The organism is Enterobacter sp. PTB, assembly GCF_051130085.1.
Classification (GTDB): Bacteria; Pseudomonadota; Gammaproteobacteria; order Enterobacterales; family Enterobacteriaceae; genus Enterobacter; species Enterobacter ludwigii.
The window spans coordinates 1-15374 of sequence record NZ_JBDKEE010000017.1 but is presented as its reverse complement, the minus strand read 5'-3'; the positions used below and the strand labels follow the sequence as shown (position 1 = coordinate 15374).

Here is a 15374-nt window from a genome sequence, read left to right as displayed (position 1 = left end):
TGCCATTGAGGGACGTTAAGGGGGGCAGATAGCCCCTTTAAGCGCATTATCTCGACATTACCTGCAAAATACCGGGGTCACGACAGGTTGTTTTTATTCCCGGACATAGCGGTTACAGGCTTCTCATTACATCTGATTGGTATAACAAAATCATGAAAGCGAGAAATCAACAGGTCTTGCATCACTGGTACTCTTCCCCTAATCTGCCAAATGTAAGTGAATTCTTACCAATGACTCGGGGTGCCCTTCTTAAATGAAGGCTGAGAAATACCCGTATTACCTGATCTGGATAATGCCAGCGTAGGGAAGTCAGATGCCTTCCCGGTCATCGCTTCTTCACGCACGGCAGGAGCGATACCATGCAGCCTGACCTGCTCGATTTACACGTTTTACATCAGTTTCGAACCCGTTCCCCGCTTACCCACTGTATGACCAACGATGTGGTACAGACCTTTACGGCCAATGTGTTACTGGCGCTTGGCGCTTCTCCGGCTATGGTGATTGAAGCCGAAGAGGCCGAGCAGTTTGCCGCGCTCGCAGATGCCCTGCTGATTAACGTCGGGACGCTGACGGCGCCGCGCGCCCAGTCGATGCGCCGGGCGATTGAGAGTGCAGTGGCAGCAGGGAAACCCTGGACGCTTGACCCGGTTGCCGTAGGGGCGCTGACGTTCCGCACCCGTTTTTGCCACCAAATCCTCGCCCTGAAACCGGCGGCCATTCGCGGCAATGCCTCGGAAATTCTCGCCCTGGCCGGGATGAGTGCGGGCGGGCGCGGCGTCGATACCACCGACACGGCGGCGGCTGCGCTGCCTGCCGCGCAGGCGCTGGCTCGCCAGACGAATGCCATTGTGGTGGTCACCGGTGAACGGGATTACGTCACCGACGGGCAGCGCACCCGCACGGTCGTGGGCGGTGGCCCGATAATGACCCGCGTGGTGGGAACGGGATGCGCGCTCTCGGCAGTCGTGGCGGCGAGCTGCTCGCTTCCCGGTGACCGGCTGGATAACATCGCCGCCGCTTGCGGATGGATGAAACGTGCCGGAACGGCGGCCGTCGCCCGGTCTGGTGGTCCCGGCAGTTTTGCCAGCGCGTTCCTCGACGCGCTCTACACTCTGGAGGAACGGGTATGAAACGGATTAACGCCCTTACCATTGCCGGTACCGACCCAAGCGGCGGCGCGGGCATTCAGGCTGATTTGAAAACTTTCTCCGCACTCGGCGCATACGGCTGCTCGGTGATTACCGCGCTGGTGGCGCAAAATACGCGTGGCGTGCAGTCGGTTTACCGCATTGAGCCGGACTTTGTCGCCGCACAGCTGGATTCGGTTTTCAGCGATGTGCGAATCGACACCACCAAGATTGGGATGCTGGCCGAGACCGACATTGTTGAAGCGGTGGCAGAACGGCTTAAACGTTACCAGGTGCAAAACGTGGTGCTGGATACCGTGATGCTGGCAAAAAGCGGTGACCCGCTGCTGTCCGCCTCCGCCGTCGAGACGCTGCGAAATAAGCTGCTGCCGCAGGTTGCGCTTATCACGCCTAATCTGCCTGAAGCCGCTGCGCTGCTGGATGCGCCGCACGCGCAGAATGAGCGCGAAATGAAAGAGCAGGGGAATGCGCTCCTGGCGATGGGCTGCGGCGCCGTGCTGATGAAAGGCGGTCATCTTGATGATGAAGAAAGCCCTGACTGGTTGTTTACCCACGACGGTGCGCTGCGTTTCACGGCCCCGCGGGTACAGACCAAAAACACCCACGGGACCGGCTGCACGCTCTCTGCCGCGCTGGCGGCTTTGCGCCCTCGTCGTGACAACTGGGGGGATACGGTCCGCGACGCTAAAATCTGGCTCTCCGAAGCGCTGGCAAAAGCCGATACTCTCGAGGTTGGTCACGGTATTGGTCCGGTACACCATTTTCATGCCTGGTGGTAAGCCGTATACTGGCAACACACACCAGGCCTGAGAAAAACAGAGATGGAACAAGCGCATACCCGGTTAATCGACCAACTGAATGAACGCATTGCCGCCCCGGACAACACGCCGCTGTATCTGAAATTTGCCGAAACGGTAAAAAACGCGGTACGCAACGGGGTGCTGGAGCATGGGAATATACTGCCCGGCGAGCGCGATCTCAGTCAGTTAACCGGCGTGTCGCGCATTACCGTGCGCAAAGCGATGCAGGCTCTGGAAGCCGAGGGCGTAGTGACGCGCGCCCGGGGCTATGGGACGCAAATCAATAACATCTTTGAATACTCGCTCAAGGAAGCGCGCGGTTTTTCTCAGCAGGTGGTGCTGCGCGGCAAAAAGCCCAACACGCTGTGGGTGAATAAACGGGTGGTGAAATGCCCGGAAGAGGTGGCCAGCCAGCTGTCAGTGCCGCCGGAGAGCGAGGTCTTTTTGCTTAAGCGCATCCGCTATGTGGATGATGACGCCGTATCGATTGAGGAGTCCTGGGTGCCGGTAGGGTTGATTCACGATCCGGATGCAATTGGGATTTCCCTGTATGACTACTTCCGTAGCCAGAATATCTTCCCGCAACGCACCCGCTCACGCGTCAGTGCCCGCATGCCGGACAGCGAGTTTCAGACGCATATCCGCATGGATGACAAAATCCCGGTGCTGGTGATCAAGCAGGTTGCACTTGATCAGCAGAACCGGCCCATTGAGTTCAGCATCAGCTACTGCCGTAGCGATTTATACGTCTTTGTGTGCGAGGAGTAACGCCTCGCGCCCTGGCGCGCAGTCGCCGCCGCGGTGGCTAACGACCCAGGCTGCCACTGCATTGCCAAGCGTAACGGCATCAGCCAGCGACCATCCTGCCGCCAGCCCGGCAAGCGTGCCACCGGCGTGGCTGTCGCCCGCACCGATCGTGTCGACGACGGTTGCGGGAAACGCCGGAACGTAGCCCGATTTATCACCCTCATACCAGGCGGCACCGTCTTTATCGTGGCGAATAATCAGCGCAGAACCAAAACGCTGTAGCCACTGCGGGCCGAGTGTTTCAGCTTCCATGCCAAATCGTCCCGCTGCCATCTCGGCTTCCTGGCGATTAAGCGATACCATCGGCTTACAGGCCATGATCCGCGCCATCAGCGCATCAGGAATATCGGCAATGCGCGGCCCAAAGTCGATAAACGCGGTAACGTTTTCCAGGCCTTCCAGCCAGTCCGTCAGGAGCTCTCCGCACGGTGACGCCAGCTGATAGCCTGAGAGGTAGACCAGGCTTTCAGGCGGCACGTGCAGCGCATCCAGCCAGCGCTGTTGCCACTGGTTCTCCACGCCGCTAAACGACATAAAGGTCCGCTCACCATCCGGTTCGACCAGCGCCAGACACCAGCCGTTGTCGCCCGTTTCTACTTCAACGACGCTGTGCAGATCCTGTTTTGCCATGGCGTTACGGATGATGTCTGCCCACACCCCGTGACCGACGGGGAGCGCGTTTTGCGCGGCGATCCCGAGCCGTTTCAGCGCAATAGCAATATTCAGCGCACAGCCGCCGATATTGACACCCTGTTGTTTGAGTTCGATATCACACCCGCGCCAGGGCAGGGCATAGGCGTCGGCGATCACGTCGATGACCGCAGCACCCAACACCGTGACCGGGCGAGTGGCGTGCAGTGTTTCAAGGCGTGCAGCAAAAGCACTCATACGCCCTCCCTTTGCTCCCGGAAGTGCAGCAGTTTTTCACAATAGTGATTAAAGTCGAGGCGGTTTACGGCGTCGAGTTCCTCCCTGTACGCCGGGTCAATCGCCTGTACGCCGTGAAGCGCACCGCAGATTGCCGTCGCCATCGCGCCGATGGTGTCCGTATCACCGCCGAGGTTGGCGCACAAAATGGCGCAGCGGTTCGGGTCGGTGCCTGCCAGTTCGACCATCGCAATCGCCGCTGGAACCGACTCAAGCGTGCTGGTGCCCGCGCCAATAAGCTGGTAAACCTGCTCGCTGGCGGAATCGATGCCGTTGGCTTCACGCACGGTCTTAAGGGCGAGCTCAATCCGTGCCGCCAGCGATGCGCTGAAGGTGGTTGTTTTCGCTTCCTGTGCGTAGCGGGCAATACCTGGCAGGGCATCGACGATGTTCTGCCAGCGTTCACCGTCAATGGCACGCGACACTGCCCAGGCTATCACCACCGCGCCGGCAATCGCGAGGTCGGATTTATGGGTCGGGCTGGAGGCCAGCGCCACCTCTGCGACAAAGTGCTCCAGACGCGTGGCCGGCAGCAGGCAGCCCAGCGGAGAGGCGCGCATCGCCGCACCGTTGGTGACGCCGTTGTTTTCCAGTTCACTGACCGGCTTGCCGTCACGAATGGCGTTAAGCGCAATCTTCGATGTCGGACCTAACACATTCTTGTTAAACGCATCGAACGACTCCGCCCAGTGCAGAATATGTTTGCCGATAACATCCGCGTTGATCTGCCCGTCGCATTCGATAATCGCATCCGCCAGGCATAACGCCATTGACGTATCGTCGGTGAATTCTGCCTGCTTAAAATAGCAGGCGGCGTTATTTTCAGCCGGTCCGGGTAAAAAACGGTCGATCCAGCCGAAGTGCGCTTTGACGCGCTTTCTCGGCCAAAGCTCCGACGGCATGCCCATCGCATCCCCTAACGCTTGCCCGTAAAGGGCACCGAGAACACGTTCTTGTTTCATTTAACTTCCCCTCGTGTCAGCGCGGTATCGCCTTCAACCACCTCAATTGCGGTGATCTCTTTGTCCGATTCGCGGAAAAACAGCATAAACAGCACGGCGATCACGGCAATCATGATCCCTCCGAATGCCCACATTCCGGCCCAGTTGAAGGTCAACCCATTCACCGGCTCTTTGTATGCGAACATTTTTTCCATCATCACGCCGCCCAGGCGGTAACCTAACAGGCTACCAAACCCCTGACAGCACAGCGTAATCAGGCCTTGTGCGGCGGTGCGCATATGCACCGGCGCTTTTTTATCCACGTAGATATACGCGGTCACATAGTAGAAGTCGTAGCTCACGCCATGCAGCAGAATGCCGAGGAACAGCAGGGCATAGGTGAAGTACTGGTCGGCACCACCGTAAACAAAGAAGCCATAGCGGATGGCGGCGGTGAGCAGGCCCAGCAGCAAGACCTTCTTAATACCAAAGCGTTTGGTGAAGAACGGCAGCGCCAGCATAAAGAAGATTTCGGAGAACTGGCCGAGCGTCATCCAGCCGGTGGCGTTTTTCATCCCCACTTCGGTGAGATAGCCGTTGGCAAAGATGTAATAGAAGGCCAGCGGCATTGCGAACAGAAATGAGCAGAAGAAGAACACCAGGAAGTTTTTATCGCGCAGCAGGATCAGCGCATCCAGCCCCAGCATGACTTTGAAATCCATCTTGCCGGTACTCTTCGGCGGGGTGTTCGGCAGGAACAGCGCAAAGACACCGAGCAGCGCGGAGCTGCCCGCCGTCATCAGCAGCGGAATATTGGTATCGGAAATGTCGTTATAGCCCATCATCTGCGGCAGAAAACCGCACACCAGTCCCGAGGCGATCCAGCCAAGGGTGCCCATCACGCGGATACGCGGGAAATCGGCCTCCACATCATCCACATTGGCGAAGGCAATACTGTTGGTCAGCGCAATGGTCGGCATATAGGTCAGGGAGTAAATCAGCAGCAGCGGGAAAAAGGTACTGAACTGGGTTTGCTGTGCGGCGAAGTACATCACGATGGCACCGGCGAACATCAGTACGGCCAGTACTTTCTGCGCAGCGAAAAAGCGGTCGGTCAGTGAACCCACCAGAATGGGGGAGAGGATCGCGGCAATCGCGGTACAGGCATAAGACCAGCCAATTTCCCCGGCGGTAAAACCGCTTTTGCTCAGCCACAACCACAGCGGTACAAACCACGCGCCCCAGATAAACCATTCAACAAACATCATGAATGACAGTTGGACTTTCGTTTTCATTGTTTAATCCTGCATGTCAGAGAGGGTACGCCTTTAACATACCACTTAATAATACCTTTTAAATACCTTTGCGGTGATTGTTTGATCAATGTAACAGTTTTGTTGTACACGAATCGAGCCAGCAGATTGTGCTGAAAAAAAATGCAAATGGTGGAAAATCTGTTAAGTCGGTACCAGGCTTAGTCTGCCCATAACGCTATGGGTCTGGATAAACACTCACCGACATCACGTCGGGCTTACGGGAGCATCACATGACTGATATTGCGCAGTTGCTTGGCAAAGACGCCGACAGCCTTTTACAGCATCGTTGTATGACCATTCCAGCCGACCAGCTTTATCTGCCTGGCCACGATTACGTCGACCGCGTGATGGTTGATAACAACCGTCCGCCTGCGGTACTGCGAAATATGCAGACTCTCTATAATACCGGCCGACTGGGGGGAACCGGGTATCTTTCTATTCTGCCGGTTGACCAGGGCGTTGAGCACTCCGCGGGCGCCTCCTTTGCGGCGAACCCGCTGTATTTCGATCCGAAGAACATCGTCGAACTGGCGATAGAAGCGGGCTGTAACTGCGTGGCGTCCACCTATGGCGTACTGGCCTCCGTATCGCGTCGCTATGCCCACCGCATTCCATTCCTCGTCAAACTGAATCACAACGAAACCCTGAGCTACCCGACCGAATACGATCAGACGCTTTACGCCAGCGTAGAGCAGGCGTTCAATATGGGCGCGGTCGCGGTCGGAGCGACGATCTACTTTGGTTCTGAGCAGTCACGTCGCCAGATTGAAGAAATTTCTGCTGCCTTCGAACGCGCGCATGAGCTGGGTATGGTCACCGTTCTGTGGGCGTATCTGCGTAACTCCGCATTTAAGAAAGACGGAGTGGACTACCACGTTTCTGCCGACCTGACCGGCCAGGCGAACCATCTGGCGGCAACCATTGGCGCGGATATTGTGAAGCAGAAGATGGCGGAAAATAACGGCGGTTATAAAGCGGTAAACTTCGGTTACACCGATGACCGGGTCTACAGCAAACTGACCAGTGAAAACCCTATCGACCTGGTGCGTTATCAGCTGGCGAACTGCTATATGGGACGTGCCGGGTTAATTAACTCCGGTGGTGCGGCGGGTGGCGACACCGATCTCTCCGACGCGGTGCGCACGGCGGTTATCAATAAGCGCGCGGGCGGTATGGGGCTGATCCTGGGCCGTAAGGCGTTTAAAAAATCGATGGCGGACGGCGTGAAGCTGATCAATGCCGTGCAGGATGTGTACCTGGACAGCAAAGTGACTATCGCTTAAGACTTTTTGTAAAACGCTGGCCGGGTCAGGCGTTACCGCCGCCCGGCCACACTGTCAACGCAGAAGCTGGCAGTCCGGTGGCAGCCGGCACTGTAGCGCGCCCGGTAACACCTCAATGCGGAACTGCTTCCCGCTCAGCGGCTCTCCGTCAAGATTAAACGTCATGCCGTGTGGGGCATTCACTTCAAACCACGCGGATTTACCGGCAATAATATTCGGACTCTCTTCTGGCTGGGTCAGGGTGGTAAACAGCGCAGGCAGCAGGCCATCACCCGTGAAAATACGCAGCTGTAACTGACCATCATTGATCAGCGCCTCCGGGCATAACTGCTGTCCGCCACCGGCCTGACGGCCATTGCCGATACCAATCACCAGCGCATCACCCTGCCACTGAAAGTTCTCGCCGTGAATCTCACAGCGGTCCGGCTTCAGGGTATCCATACGCATCAGGCCATGGATCAGATACGAGACGCCGCCCAGCGCTGCCTTCAGCTTTTCTGGGGTTTCGCTGGTAATGCGCGTCCCGAATCCACCGGTCGCCATATTAATAAAACAGGTTTTTTCATTCACCTGAGCAATATCCACGGCGGTGGCTTTGCCGAGGATAGCCAGCTGCAAGGCTTTTCCCAGTTCTTCGGGAATTCCGGCGCTGGTGGCGAAATCGTTGGCCGTACCGAGCGGCAAAATGCCCATCACCGGGCGGTCGGTTGCGGGAAGATCTATCAGAGCGCCAGCAATTTCATTAATGGTGCCATCGCCCCCGCCAGAAATAATGGTTTCGACCCCGAGCTTCAGGCCTTCGTCGATATAGCGTGCCGCATCACCTTTTTCCCACGTCACTCGCACGTGTATACGCGCACCGTCTTCACGCAAATCCGTCACTGCCTGGCGCAACAAATCGTTGCCCGCACTTTTGCCATTGAGAATCAATAAACTGTCTGGATAGATTGCCATCCGCGCTGCTCCCTTTTTTAGCGTTAGTAAGAGTGTATAGCAGGGAGGAAAAAAGCGGGTAAGAACAGGATGAAAGGGAAAAAATAAGCCTGTGTAAAGGAGATTTTTCCCCCGTATAACGTAATCTGTGCCCGGTGTCGTTTACACTTTTTACGTCTGTCAATCACTGGGCTATTGCACTCAACGTTTGAGTCGCGACATTTGCCTTGTCTCTATTTTCAGCTGTTTACGCCAAATCCGATTATGTAGCGTTAGGGCGATTGAACGGTAAAAGAGTGATGTATTCATCCACACGACATTCATGCAGAAAAATCCCAACCCTAAAAAAGAGGTTATTTGCGGGGTGTAATTCTCAACAGAGCCGAATAAAAGTGAACTCCACGTCCAGATAAAATAAACGATGCTCATCAGTCCAGTCAGCGTGATAACGGAAATATGCGCTTTAAATCCAGCCAAGGACCCCCGAGCAGTCAGAAACATAGTACTCATCGCAATCATGCAATACGCCACTGCTGCAAGAAATACACCCATCATGACTTTAAATTCGGGTAAGCCGAGCAGGCGAAATAGTAATATCCAGACAGAAACTTGTAGCATAGCGTAGCAAAAAATGGCGAGTAACATACTGATAGACAAGGGAATTCCTGTCATATGTACACCTACAGGAACGCCAAACTGATCTTTTAAGCCATCTTTTAAAGACTCAAGCCGTTGGAGATCGTCAGTCGCCATTTGATTTGTGATCACAGTACTTAATGCCAGGCTCTTCTTGATGTATTTTATCATGCTCAGGTCAATAACTTCCTGTAAATGAAAAAGACTGGATCAAACCAAAAACGTATTTTCCAGATTGTGTAATATTCTGAGGATTCCTGATTGTACCCGAGACCGCACTTCCAACAAAAGCTGAGGAGTTGGAAATGGCATTCAACAGCTCACGCTGTAAGAGCAACTGCAGCGCTTCCGATGGGTAACGTTTAGGGTAAACCCCAGCTTTCATCGCTGCTTTAACACCTGAATTCGAGATGCCGGGATTTCGGATGCGAATAATTTCCTCCGTTAACCTCGTGCGGTCCGATCGGCTCATTTTTTGTAATAAAGAGAGTAAACTTTCAGACGTCGAGCGATTAAGAAGGCGGTAGGTCAATACCGCGCTTTTTAGACCCGCAGCGGCCCCAGCAAGTGAAATCGCATCCAGAGCGGTATTGGTTGCAGTATACCATTCCTGGGAATCCATCCACGCTACATAGTCATTATGATTCATGGCAATAAGTGACAAGCGGCCAAGCCCGTTCGCACACTGAATTCCTTTTGCCACACCACCGGCGACAATCACGGCAGCAACAGCACCTGAAGAGCCTGCGGTGAGAGGAATGGCCATACCTGCGCCAGCAGCAAGTACGACAGTGAGAATGGCGGCTCCGCAAGAAATTGCCGTAGAACCGATTTCAGTCGCCAATGAAGGTGACTGAATCGTAGTCGTTGCCTGAATGGCACTACTTGAGGAAGCATTTACTTTGGTGATGACTACATGGCTTACCGAGCTTTCGTTTGGTGTCGCAATCCGCCTTGAGGGCTTTACTAATTACTGACGCGCACCGTCTGAGTAGAGGATCCCAACCTGGCTAAAGTTTCGGCTACAGTCCAGGTGACTGGCAAAATCGTTGAAATTAATATCGCCGCCGGAGGCAAGGCCCAGACTGCGTGCGAGTTCGTAATCCGGAATGTCCTTTGAAAACTGACCGGGGAATGTCATGTCGTCTCTCCGTCCATGTGAAAACGTATTGTGCTAAGAAATCAAGAGTAAAGGGCATGCTATGGTCGGGAATTAGGAATGCTCTGAATAACACTCCCGCCTACCAGATCCAATAATAGTTGTGATGAATATCATAGGTCCGTCCGATTTTCATGAACGGTATTCCGGCATACGTTATCGCGAATACACACCCTTCATATGGTGGGTCTATGCAATTGCATTCTTATGCATTCTTAATAAGTGGACTGAATTGTACAAAAAAATAAGCCCGCGTAAGGGAGATTACGCAGGCTAAGGAGGTGGTTCCTGGTACAGCTAGCATTTATGGGTTATGTTTTTCAGCGGGGGGATAATACCCGTATTGAACGAAGCGGTATGTGATCCGATTCTAAGAATTATCCCAGCGCGAAAAAATTTCCCTGCTTGACTATTTACTGTGCGGGTTACGGGTACTTTCGCCGTTGAAATTACGCATCAGCAGCGCAAACTCCAGCTCCACTTCTTCGGGTACCGGCAGCCAGACTGTATGGCCGTTGCCTGGCGCCACGTCAATTGCTTCGCCTTTACCGTTTTCCAGATGTTCCAGGGTGAAGTTCATGTTGCCCTGCGGGGTCATCAACTCCAGGCTGTCGCCTTTGGTGAATTTGTTCTTCACCGCCACGGCGGCCAGCGCACCTTTGCGCTCACCGGTAAAATCACCGACAAACTGCTGGCGCTCGGAAACGGAATAGCCGTGTTCGTAGTTCTGGTAATCGTCATGGGTGTGACGACGCAGGAAGCCTTCGGTATAACCGCGATGCGCCAGGCCTTCCAGGGTTTCCAGCAGGCTGGTATCGAACGGTTTACCGGCAGCGGCATCGTCGATGGCTTTACGGTACACCTGAGCAGTACGCGCGCAGTAGTAGTAGGACTTGGTACGGCCTTCAATTTTCAGGGAATGCACGCCCATCTGCGTCAGACGCTCAACGTGCGCAATCGCACGCAGGTCTTTGGAGTTCATGATATAAGTGCCATGCTCGTCTTCAAAGGCGGTCATGTACTCACCCGGACGTTTGGCCTCTTCAATCATGAACACGCTGTCAGTTGGCGCGCCGATGCCTAAGGTTGGCTCCACGTTGGTCACCGGGATCGGCTCATGTTTGTGGACGATATTGCCGATGTCGTCTTCTTTGCCTTCCTGAACGTTATATTCCCAGCGGCAGGCGTTGGTGCAGGTACCCTGGTTCGGGTCACGCTTGTTGATGTATCCCGAGAGCAGGCAGCGACCGGAGTAGGCCATGCACAGCGCGCCGTGAACGAAGATTTCGATTTCCATATCCGGCACCTGCGTGCGGATCTCTTCAATCTCTTCCAGCGAAAGTTCACGAGACAGAATGACGCGGGTCAGTCCCATCTGTTTCCAGAATTTCACCGTTGCCCAGTTAACGGCGTTGGCCTGAACGGAGAGGTGAATATCCATCTCCGGGAAGTTCTCCCGAACCAGCATGATTAAACCCGGGTCCGACATGATCAGCGCGTCCGGTCCCATATCAACCACCGGCTTCAGATCGCGGATGAACGTTTTCAGCTTGGCGTTATGCGGCGCAATGTTGACCACCACGTAGAATTTTTTGCCCAGGGCATGTGCTTCGTTAATGCCGAGCTGCAGGTTCTCGTGGTTGAATTCATTGTTACGCACGCGCAGCGAGTAGCGCGGCTGGCCAGCATAGACGGCGTCAGCGCCATAGGCGAAAGCGTAACGCATATTTTGCAGCGTTCCCGCCGGGGAAAGGAGTTCCGGTTTAAACATGTTTGTTCTCGTTCTGATGACAGGTCAGATCCGCATGCACCAGGTGCAGCGGTAAGGGGAGATCCCCCACTTTAAGGGCGGGCATTGTAGCGCTGAGGGACAGGGAGGTAAAGCGCCGGGTCGTACCATCGCTAACCCGGCCGGATGCGTGTCGTCAGGTATTGTCTTTTACCGTCTGGCTTGAACCGTTAGTTTTGACCGACGCGATGCCTTTATCTCGCGACTGTTCCGAGGCATACTGTAGCGCGGCGATAAATTCTGCACTGATTTACGATATTTTCCGCACCAGTCAACCCACACAAAAACAGTGATTTCGCACTGTGCAGAATAAATCATAAATAAGAACAGATGGCAGATTAATGCCGGGCTTATGACCCTGCCCGGCAAGGGTTTTTAATGATAAAATTTCAATGCCTCGTTTCTTCGCGGGAGCAGGGGCATAAAATTCATCACTAAAGGAGATGCTATGCACAACGATGAGCAGAATGAGTCCCCACATAAGATCGCTGTACTAATACCTGATTTCGAAGGTGCGACGCCGTGCCATGCACTGCATAAACCCGCACCTCCCGATGACAGAGATTCTGACGAACAGGAGTAGTTTTAGATGAACAAACAACCAACTGAATATGACTATCATTTCCGTATCTGGTATTGCTACTGGCTGGAAACGATGACAGAAACACTTAACCGCCGCATCGAAACCATCATGAACGCCATTATGCTTTTTCTCGGTGCTCTGGTTTCTGGCACCCATCATTTTAGTTGGTTGTTTGGCATCATCATCGCCATTCTTAGTGCATGCCGTGTAGCCTGGCAATTTGGAAAAAAGGCTGAGGCCGCGAGACAGCAGGCGAAACGTTATGGCGTTCTGGCTCATGAAATGGATGAGCTTGACCTCTCCGAGGTTAAAGCAAGACTGAGCATGATCGAAGAGTTCGACAGCGTGACGCTCAATTCTCTGTTTAACCCGGCCAGAAATCGTGCATGCATCTCGCTCAATAATAACCATCGTGAAAGCCTTACTGTGATGGAAAAGTTCACCAGCCTGTTAGGCGGCGGTGTGCCACATTAAATTTGCTACTGTCTTTGAATGCCGGTCAGCGTGGGCCGGTGTCAAAGTTACAGATAAGTAATTCTGCCGCCCTGTGGCTATTATTACCGCCGACAGAGTAAGTGGTACTGGTGATGCGTATATCCAGCCCGTCAAACACCGCCCGCATGTCCGGGTGGTCATTCACTGAAATAATCGCTTTCCCCTTAATACCCCGCACCGCATCCGCCATGAACTGGTACTGCTCTATGCCGAACGGCACGCCATAACCCTGGGTTTTCCAGTACGGCGGATCAAGGTAAAAGAGTGTGCCGGGGCGATCATAGCGCCGGATGCACTCCTGCCAGTCCAGATGCTCAATCGTCACGCGCTGCAGGCGCAGCCAGGCATCCGATATTGTCTCCTCCAGGCGTATCAGGTTGAAGCTGCCGGGGCTGGTAGCACTGGTGCCGAACGAACGACTGTCTGACCTTGCGCCAAAAGAGAGTTTCTGCAGGTAATAAAAGCGGGCAGCACGCTGAATATCAGTCAGCGTTTCCGGTGGCGTATCTTTTGCCCAGGTGAATATTTCACGGCTGGTTAACGCCCATTTAAACTGCTTTATAAACTCTTCCAGATGGTTCTGCACGACGCGGTACAGGTTCACAATATCGCTGTTGATATCATTCAGCACCTCTACCTTCGATTGCTCTTTCATAAAGAACAACGCTGCGCCACCACAGAACGGCTCAACGTAGCATGTATGTTCAGGGAATAACGGGAGGATCTGACGAGCCAGCTTACGCTTGCCGCCAACCCATGGAAATATTATGCAAGACATAAAATCACCTCTGTTGACCTGAATTGTGGTAGCTAATAATGCTCACAGGGCAGAATGCCGTGTTATCTTTCATTTAGAGCAAGGAAACCGTCTATGAATCAAAGACTCCTGTCAGAGGAATTACAGTTAAACCTCCTGTCGACTCTGGCTAATATCTTCCCGTCAGCAATAAATAAAGCTGATTACGACGAGATGTTTGGCGACATCAGCAATGAGGTGATGCTGTTGAATATTGCGAAACTGATTGATGATGGCCTTATTATCGAACAGGCCGTTATTCCCCTGCTCAGAGGCCCGGAAATCAATCTGAGCCAACTGAAATTAACATTTGAGGGATATAAGGCTCTTTGCCCGGACAGTTAAACAGCCGCTAAAGAGATAGTGTCAGGTGACATCAATTCTGATGCTATCCCCCAGCTCATCCTGACCATTCAGCCCAAGGACAAACTCAATACTGAGTGTTGAAGGCCCACCGGCAGTCGTCGATACCGTTGCCGCAGTAGAGCCGTCAAGCAATACGCCATCTACCGCCACGCCAAGCCCAACGAAATGTCCATTATCGTAAACACGTGCAATCTGAAACTTTTTAAACTGCATAACACTCACCTTAAAAGTGTATTTACAGGAAGAATTGATCGTTGATGGCGATCAATTTCATGATTTCGATCGTTTTTAACAATTTGAAAGCAAAGAACAACAAACATACCGTAACGCAACAAAAGAGGAGCCATAAGCACATGAGCTATTTACTGGATTCTGTTACTGCGTTCGTTACAATCTGTCTTACCGGGTATTACTTTTGCCTGTGGTTTATTGATGATGAAGGTGATGCAGAGTAAAAGCCCGCTCACGGGCTTTTATCACGCATTAATATCAGGCGGCTCAGGCCATGTAATATCTGGCGCATATTCTGGATTAACCCGCCCAAGCAGTACGCGGTACTTTTTCCACGCAGTCAATTGTTCGCGTTCTTCATCGGTTTCAATCCCTAAATCAACAGCATCCTGAAGCGGTGCGATAATATCCTTTGCCTCAGCAATCAGGGATCTTTGCTCCCCGGTTGCTTGCTGCACGTAATCAATAGCAGGCTCTCTTAGTGACGGCTTGCCATTCTCGTCAGGCTGGAGGAGCATCCCGGACGAGGCCCCCTCAAGGAGGCTCTGGTGCTCAGCATCGCTGATTTCAAGGGCATCAGCGGGCCATGACCCGTTAGCCTCATAGTCCTCTTTGAGTTCATCCGGGTAAAATGAATTAGATGCAGCACTATAAAAAATAGCCATTTTAATATCCTATTGCGAACCAGTATGACCCCATGGTGTCACCGGTTACGCTCGCTGTAGTTGTGTTAAAACTCGTAACAAATCCCCACGGCTTGGTCCCGGGTTCACCTGAGTTCCTTATCCATGTATTCTGGACACTGACGCAGGCACCGGGGAATGCGATTGGAAAAGTTACAGTTGTGTTACCCACGGCTGTTGACGCGTTTTTTCCCCACTGGAAGATGATCCCCGTCGATGCGCATTTCCACCAACCGTTTGCCGCCTTTGAGGCGCTATTTGGTGCGGCTTTCGCGTTAACTTTTGAATCGACTTCTGCCTTGGTGTATGCACCGACGTTGCCGGCAGGGATAGAAATTGCATCAGAACCATCAAAATTTACCCCAGCGATGGCGCGGGCAGTGGCCAGCTTTGTCGCCGTTGCCGCATTACCTGATGTGCTCTGACTACCTGCTGTATTCACCCCAGGCAGATTGATGTTCGCCGTGCCGTCAAACGATAC

At 53.4% G+C, this 15374-nt stretch carries 16 protein-coding genes, 2 pseudogenes and 1 riboswitch; of the genes and pseudogenes, 6 read left to right on the top strand and 12 right to left on the bottom strand.

All coding sequences use genetic code 11. The features are described from left to right. Positions 1–226: 226 nt before the first annotated feature. A riboswitch (TPP riboswitch) is annotated at positions 227–324 on the top strand. A gap of 35 nt (positions 325–359) precedes the next feature. Genes thiM through AAIR21_RS19120 form a run of 3 tightly spaced genes read left to right on the top strand, consistent with a single transcriptional unit; the run spans position 360 to position 2716 of the window. After that, positions 360–1130 carry a hydroxyethylthiazole kinase gene (thiM, locus tag AAIR21_RS19130; RefSeq protein WP_183516149.1) on the top strand — a complete coding sequence of 257 codons (771 nt, stop codon included), beginning with the start codon at positions 360–362 and terminating at the stop codon, positions 1128–1130. Next, entirely contained in the window at positions 1127–1927 is an 801-nt protein-coding gene (thiD, locus tag AAIR21_RS19125) for a bifunctional hydroxymethylpyrimidine kinase/phosphomethylpyrimidine kinase (protein ID WP_025203664.1), read from the top strand. Before thiM ends, thiD begins: the two co-directional genes overlap by 4 nt. Before the next feature lie 42 nt (positions 1928–1969). Beyond that, complete coding sequence (locus AAIR21_RS19120; protein ID WP_014170861.1) at positions 1970–2716, top strand: GntR family transcriptional regulator; 747 nt, start codon at positions 1970–1972, stop codon at positions 2714–2716. Here the strand turns inward: AAIR21_RS19120 and AAIR21_RS19115 are convergent. The 3 genes from AAIR21_RS19115 to AAIR21_RS19105 are packed head-to-tail and all read right to left on the bottom strand — an operon-like array spanning position 2690 to position 5918. Further along, a complete protein-coding gene (locus tag AAIR21_RS19115; protein WP_063924750.1) occupies positions 2690–3643 on the bottom strand; it encodes a PfkB family carbohydrate kinase in 954 nt (317 codons plus the stop codon). The two genes, AAIR21_RS19120 and AAIR21_RS19115, sit on opposite strands and share 27 nt — an antisense overlap. Next, positions 3640–4644 (bottom strand): ADP-ribosylglycohydrolase family protein, encoded by a 1005-nt coding sequence (locus AAIR21_RS19110; protein ID WP_047955865.1) that lies wholly within the window; start codon positions 4642–4644, stop codon positions 3640–3642. The genes AAIR21_RS19115 and AAIR21_RS19110 overlap by 4 nt, the downstream gene beginning before the upstream one ends. Further along, positions 4641–5918 (bottom strand): nucleoside permease, encoded by a 1278-nt coding sequence (locus AAIR21_RS19105; protein WP_183516150.1) that lies wholly within the window; start codon positions 5916–5918, stop codon positions 4641–4643. Before AAIR21_RS19105 ends, AAIR21_RS19110 begins: the two co-directional genes overlap by 4 nt. A gap of 251 nt (positions 5919–6169) precedes the next feature. Between AAIR21_RS19105 and fbaB the strand changes: the two genes are divergently transcribed. Then, positions 6170–7222 carry a class I fructose-bisphosphate aldolase gene (gene fbaB, locus AAIR21_RS19100; RefSeq protein WP_014170857.1) on the top strand — a complete coding sequence of 351 codons (1053 nt, stop codon included), beginning with the start codon at positions 6170–6172 and terminating at the stop codon, positions 7220–7222. 54 nt (positions 7223–7276) lie between these two features. On the opposite strand, the gene yegS is transcribed toward fbaB, so the two are convergent. The 5 genes and pseudogenes from yegS to AAIR21_RS19075 all read right to left on the bottom strand — a co-directional run. Beyond that, on the bottom strand, positions 7277–8176 hold the full coding sequence (yegS, locus tag AAIR21_RS19095; RefSeq protein ID WP_014170856.1) for a lipid kinase YegS: 900 nt from the start codon (positions 8174–8176) through the stop codon (positions 7277–7279). A gap of 180 nt (positions 8177–8356) precedes the next feature. Further along, complete coding sequence (locus AAIR21_RS19090) at positions 8357–8962, bottom strand: hypothetical protein (RefSeq protein ID WP_020883240.1); 606 nt, start codon at positions 8960–8962, stop codon at positions 8357–8359. A 7-nt stretch (positions 8963–8969) separates the two neighbouring features. Then, a pseudogene (locus AAIR21_RS19085) lies at positions 8970–9932 on the bottom strand (hypothetical protein). 427 nt (positions 9933–10359) lie between these two features. Beyond that, a complete protein-coding gene (yegQ, locus tag AAIR21_RS19080) occupies positions 10360–11721 on the bottom strand; it encodes a tRNA 5-hydroxyuridine modification protein YegQ (protein WP_014170855.1) in 1362 nt (453 codons plus the stop codon). A gap of 154 nt (positions 11722–11875) precedes the next feature. Beyond that, positions 11876–11959 (bottom strand): annotated as a pseudogene (locus AAIR21_RS19075) (DUF1508 domain-containing protein); the annotation flags it as partial. 369 nt (positions 11960–12328) lie between these two features. On the opposite strand from AAIR21_RS19075, the gene AAIR21_RS19070 reads away from it, so the two are divergent. Continuing rightward, positions 12329–12796: a hypothetical protein gene (locus AAIR21_RS19070; RefSeq protein ID WP_434681979.1), complete on the top strand. Its 468-nt coding sequence runs from the start codon at positions 12329–12331 to the stop codon at positions 12794–12796. A 25-nt stretch (positions 12797–12821) separates the two neighbouring features. On the opposite strand, the gene AAIR21_RS19065 is transcribed toward AAIR21_RS19070, so the two are convergent. Next, positions 12822–13595: a DNA adenine methylase gene (locus tag AAIR21_RS19065; RefSeq protein WP_434681977.1), complete on the bottom strand. Its 774-nt coding sequence runs from the start codon at positions 13593–13595 to the stop codon at positions 12822–12824. A gap of 93 nt (positions 13596–13688) precedes the next feature. Between AAIR21_RS19065 and AAIR21_RS19060 the strand changes: the two genes are divergently transcribed. Next, positions 13689–13958, top strand: coding sequence for a hypothetical protein (locus tag AAIR21_RS19060; protein ID WP_434681975.1), 270 nt, complete (start codon positions 13689–13691; stop codon positions 13956–13958). Positions 13959–13979: 21 nt separating this feature from the next. Here AAIR21_RS19060 and AAIR21_RS19055 read toward each other — a convergent pair whose 3' ends face one another. The 3 genes from AAIR21_RS19055 to AAIR21_RS19045 form a co-directional block, all read right to left on the bottom strand. Continuing rightward, entirely contained in the window at positions 13980–14192 is a 213-nt protein-coding gene (locus AAIR21_RS19055; protein ID WP_434681972.1) for a hypothetical protein, read from the bottom strand. 263 nt (positions 14193–14455) lie between these two features. Continuing rightward, positions 14456–14875 carry a tail fiber assembly protein gene (locus AAIR21_RS19050; RefSeq protein ID WP_434681969.1) on the bottom strand — a complete coding sequence of 140 codons (420 nt, stop codon included), beginning with the start codon at positions 14873–14875 and terminating at the stop codon, positions 14456–14458. 1 nt (position 14876) lies between these two features. Beyond that, a partial coding sequence (locus AAIR21_RS19045) for a gp53-like domain-containing protein (protein WP_434681967.1) occupies positions 14877–15374 on the bottom strand: 498 nt, incomplete at its 5' end.

Excerpts from the sequence above, each read along its gene's own strand:
- thiM (WP_183516149.1), top strand. The coding sequence starts at position 360 with ATGCAGCCTGACCTGCTCGATTTACACGTTTTACATCAGTTTCGAACC.
- thiD (WP_025203664.1), top strand. The coding sequence starts at position 1,127 with ATGAAACGGATTAACGCCCTTACCATTGCCGGTACCGACCCAAGCGGC.
- AAIR21_RS19120 (WP_014170861.1), top strand. The coding sequence starts at position 1,970 with ATGGAACAAGCGCATACCCGGTTAATCGACCAACTGAATGAACGCATT.
- AAIR21_RS19115 (WP_063924750.1), bottom strand. The coding sequence starts at position 3,643 with ATGAGTGCTTTTGCTGCACGCCTTGAAACACTGCACGCCACTCGCCCG.
- AAIR21_RS19110 (WP_047955865.1), bottom strand. The coding sequence starts at position 4,644 with ATGAAACAAGAACGTGTTCTCGGTGCCCTTTACGGGCAAGCGTTAGGG.
- AAIR21_RS19105 (WP_183516150.1), bottom strand. The coding sequence starts at position 5,918 with ATGAAAACGAAAGTCCAACTGTCATTCATGATGTTTGTTGAATGGTTT.
- fbaB (WP_014170857.1), top strand. The coding sequence starts at position 6,170 with ATGACTGATATTGCGCAGTTGCTTGGCAAAGACGCCGACAGCCTTTTA.
- yegS (WP_014170856.1), bottom strand. The coding sequence starts at position 8,176 with ATGGCAATCTATCCAGACAGTTTATTGATTCTCAATGGCAAAAGTGCG.
- AAIR21_RS19090 (WP_020883240.1), bottom strand. The coding sequence starts at position 8,962 with ATGATAAAATACATCAAGAAGAGCCTGGCATTAAGTACTGTGATCACA.
- yegQ (WP_014170855.1), bottom strand. The coding sequence starts at position 11,721 with ATGTTTAAACCGGAACTCCTTTCCCCGGCGGGAACGCTGCAAAATATG.
- AAIR21_RS19070 (WP_434681979.1), top strand. The coding sequence starts at position 12,329 with ATGAACAAACAACCAACTGAATATGACTATCATTTCCGTATCTGGTAT.
- AAIR21_RS19065 (WP_434681977.1), bottom strand. The coding sequence starts at position 13,595 with ATGTCTTGCATAATATTTCCATGGGTTGGCGGCAAGCGTAAGCTGGCT.
- AAIR21_RS19060 (WP_434681975.1), top strand. The coding sequence starts at position 13,689 with ATGAATCAAAGACTCCTGTCAGAGGAATTACAGTTAAACCTCCTGTCG.
- AAIR21_RS19055 (WP_434681972.1), bottom strand. The coding sequence starts at position 14,192 with ATGCAGTTTAAAAAGTTTCAGATTGCACGTGTTTACGATAATGGACAT.
- AAIR21_RS19050 (WP_434681969.1), bottom strand. The coding sequence starts at position 14,875 with ATGGCTATTTTTTATAGTGCTGCATCTAATTCATTTTACCCGGATGAA.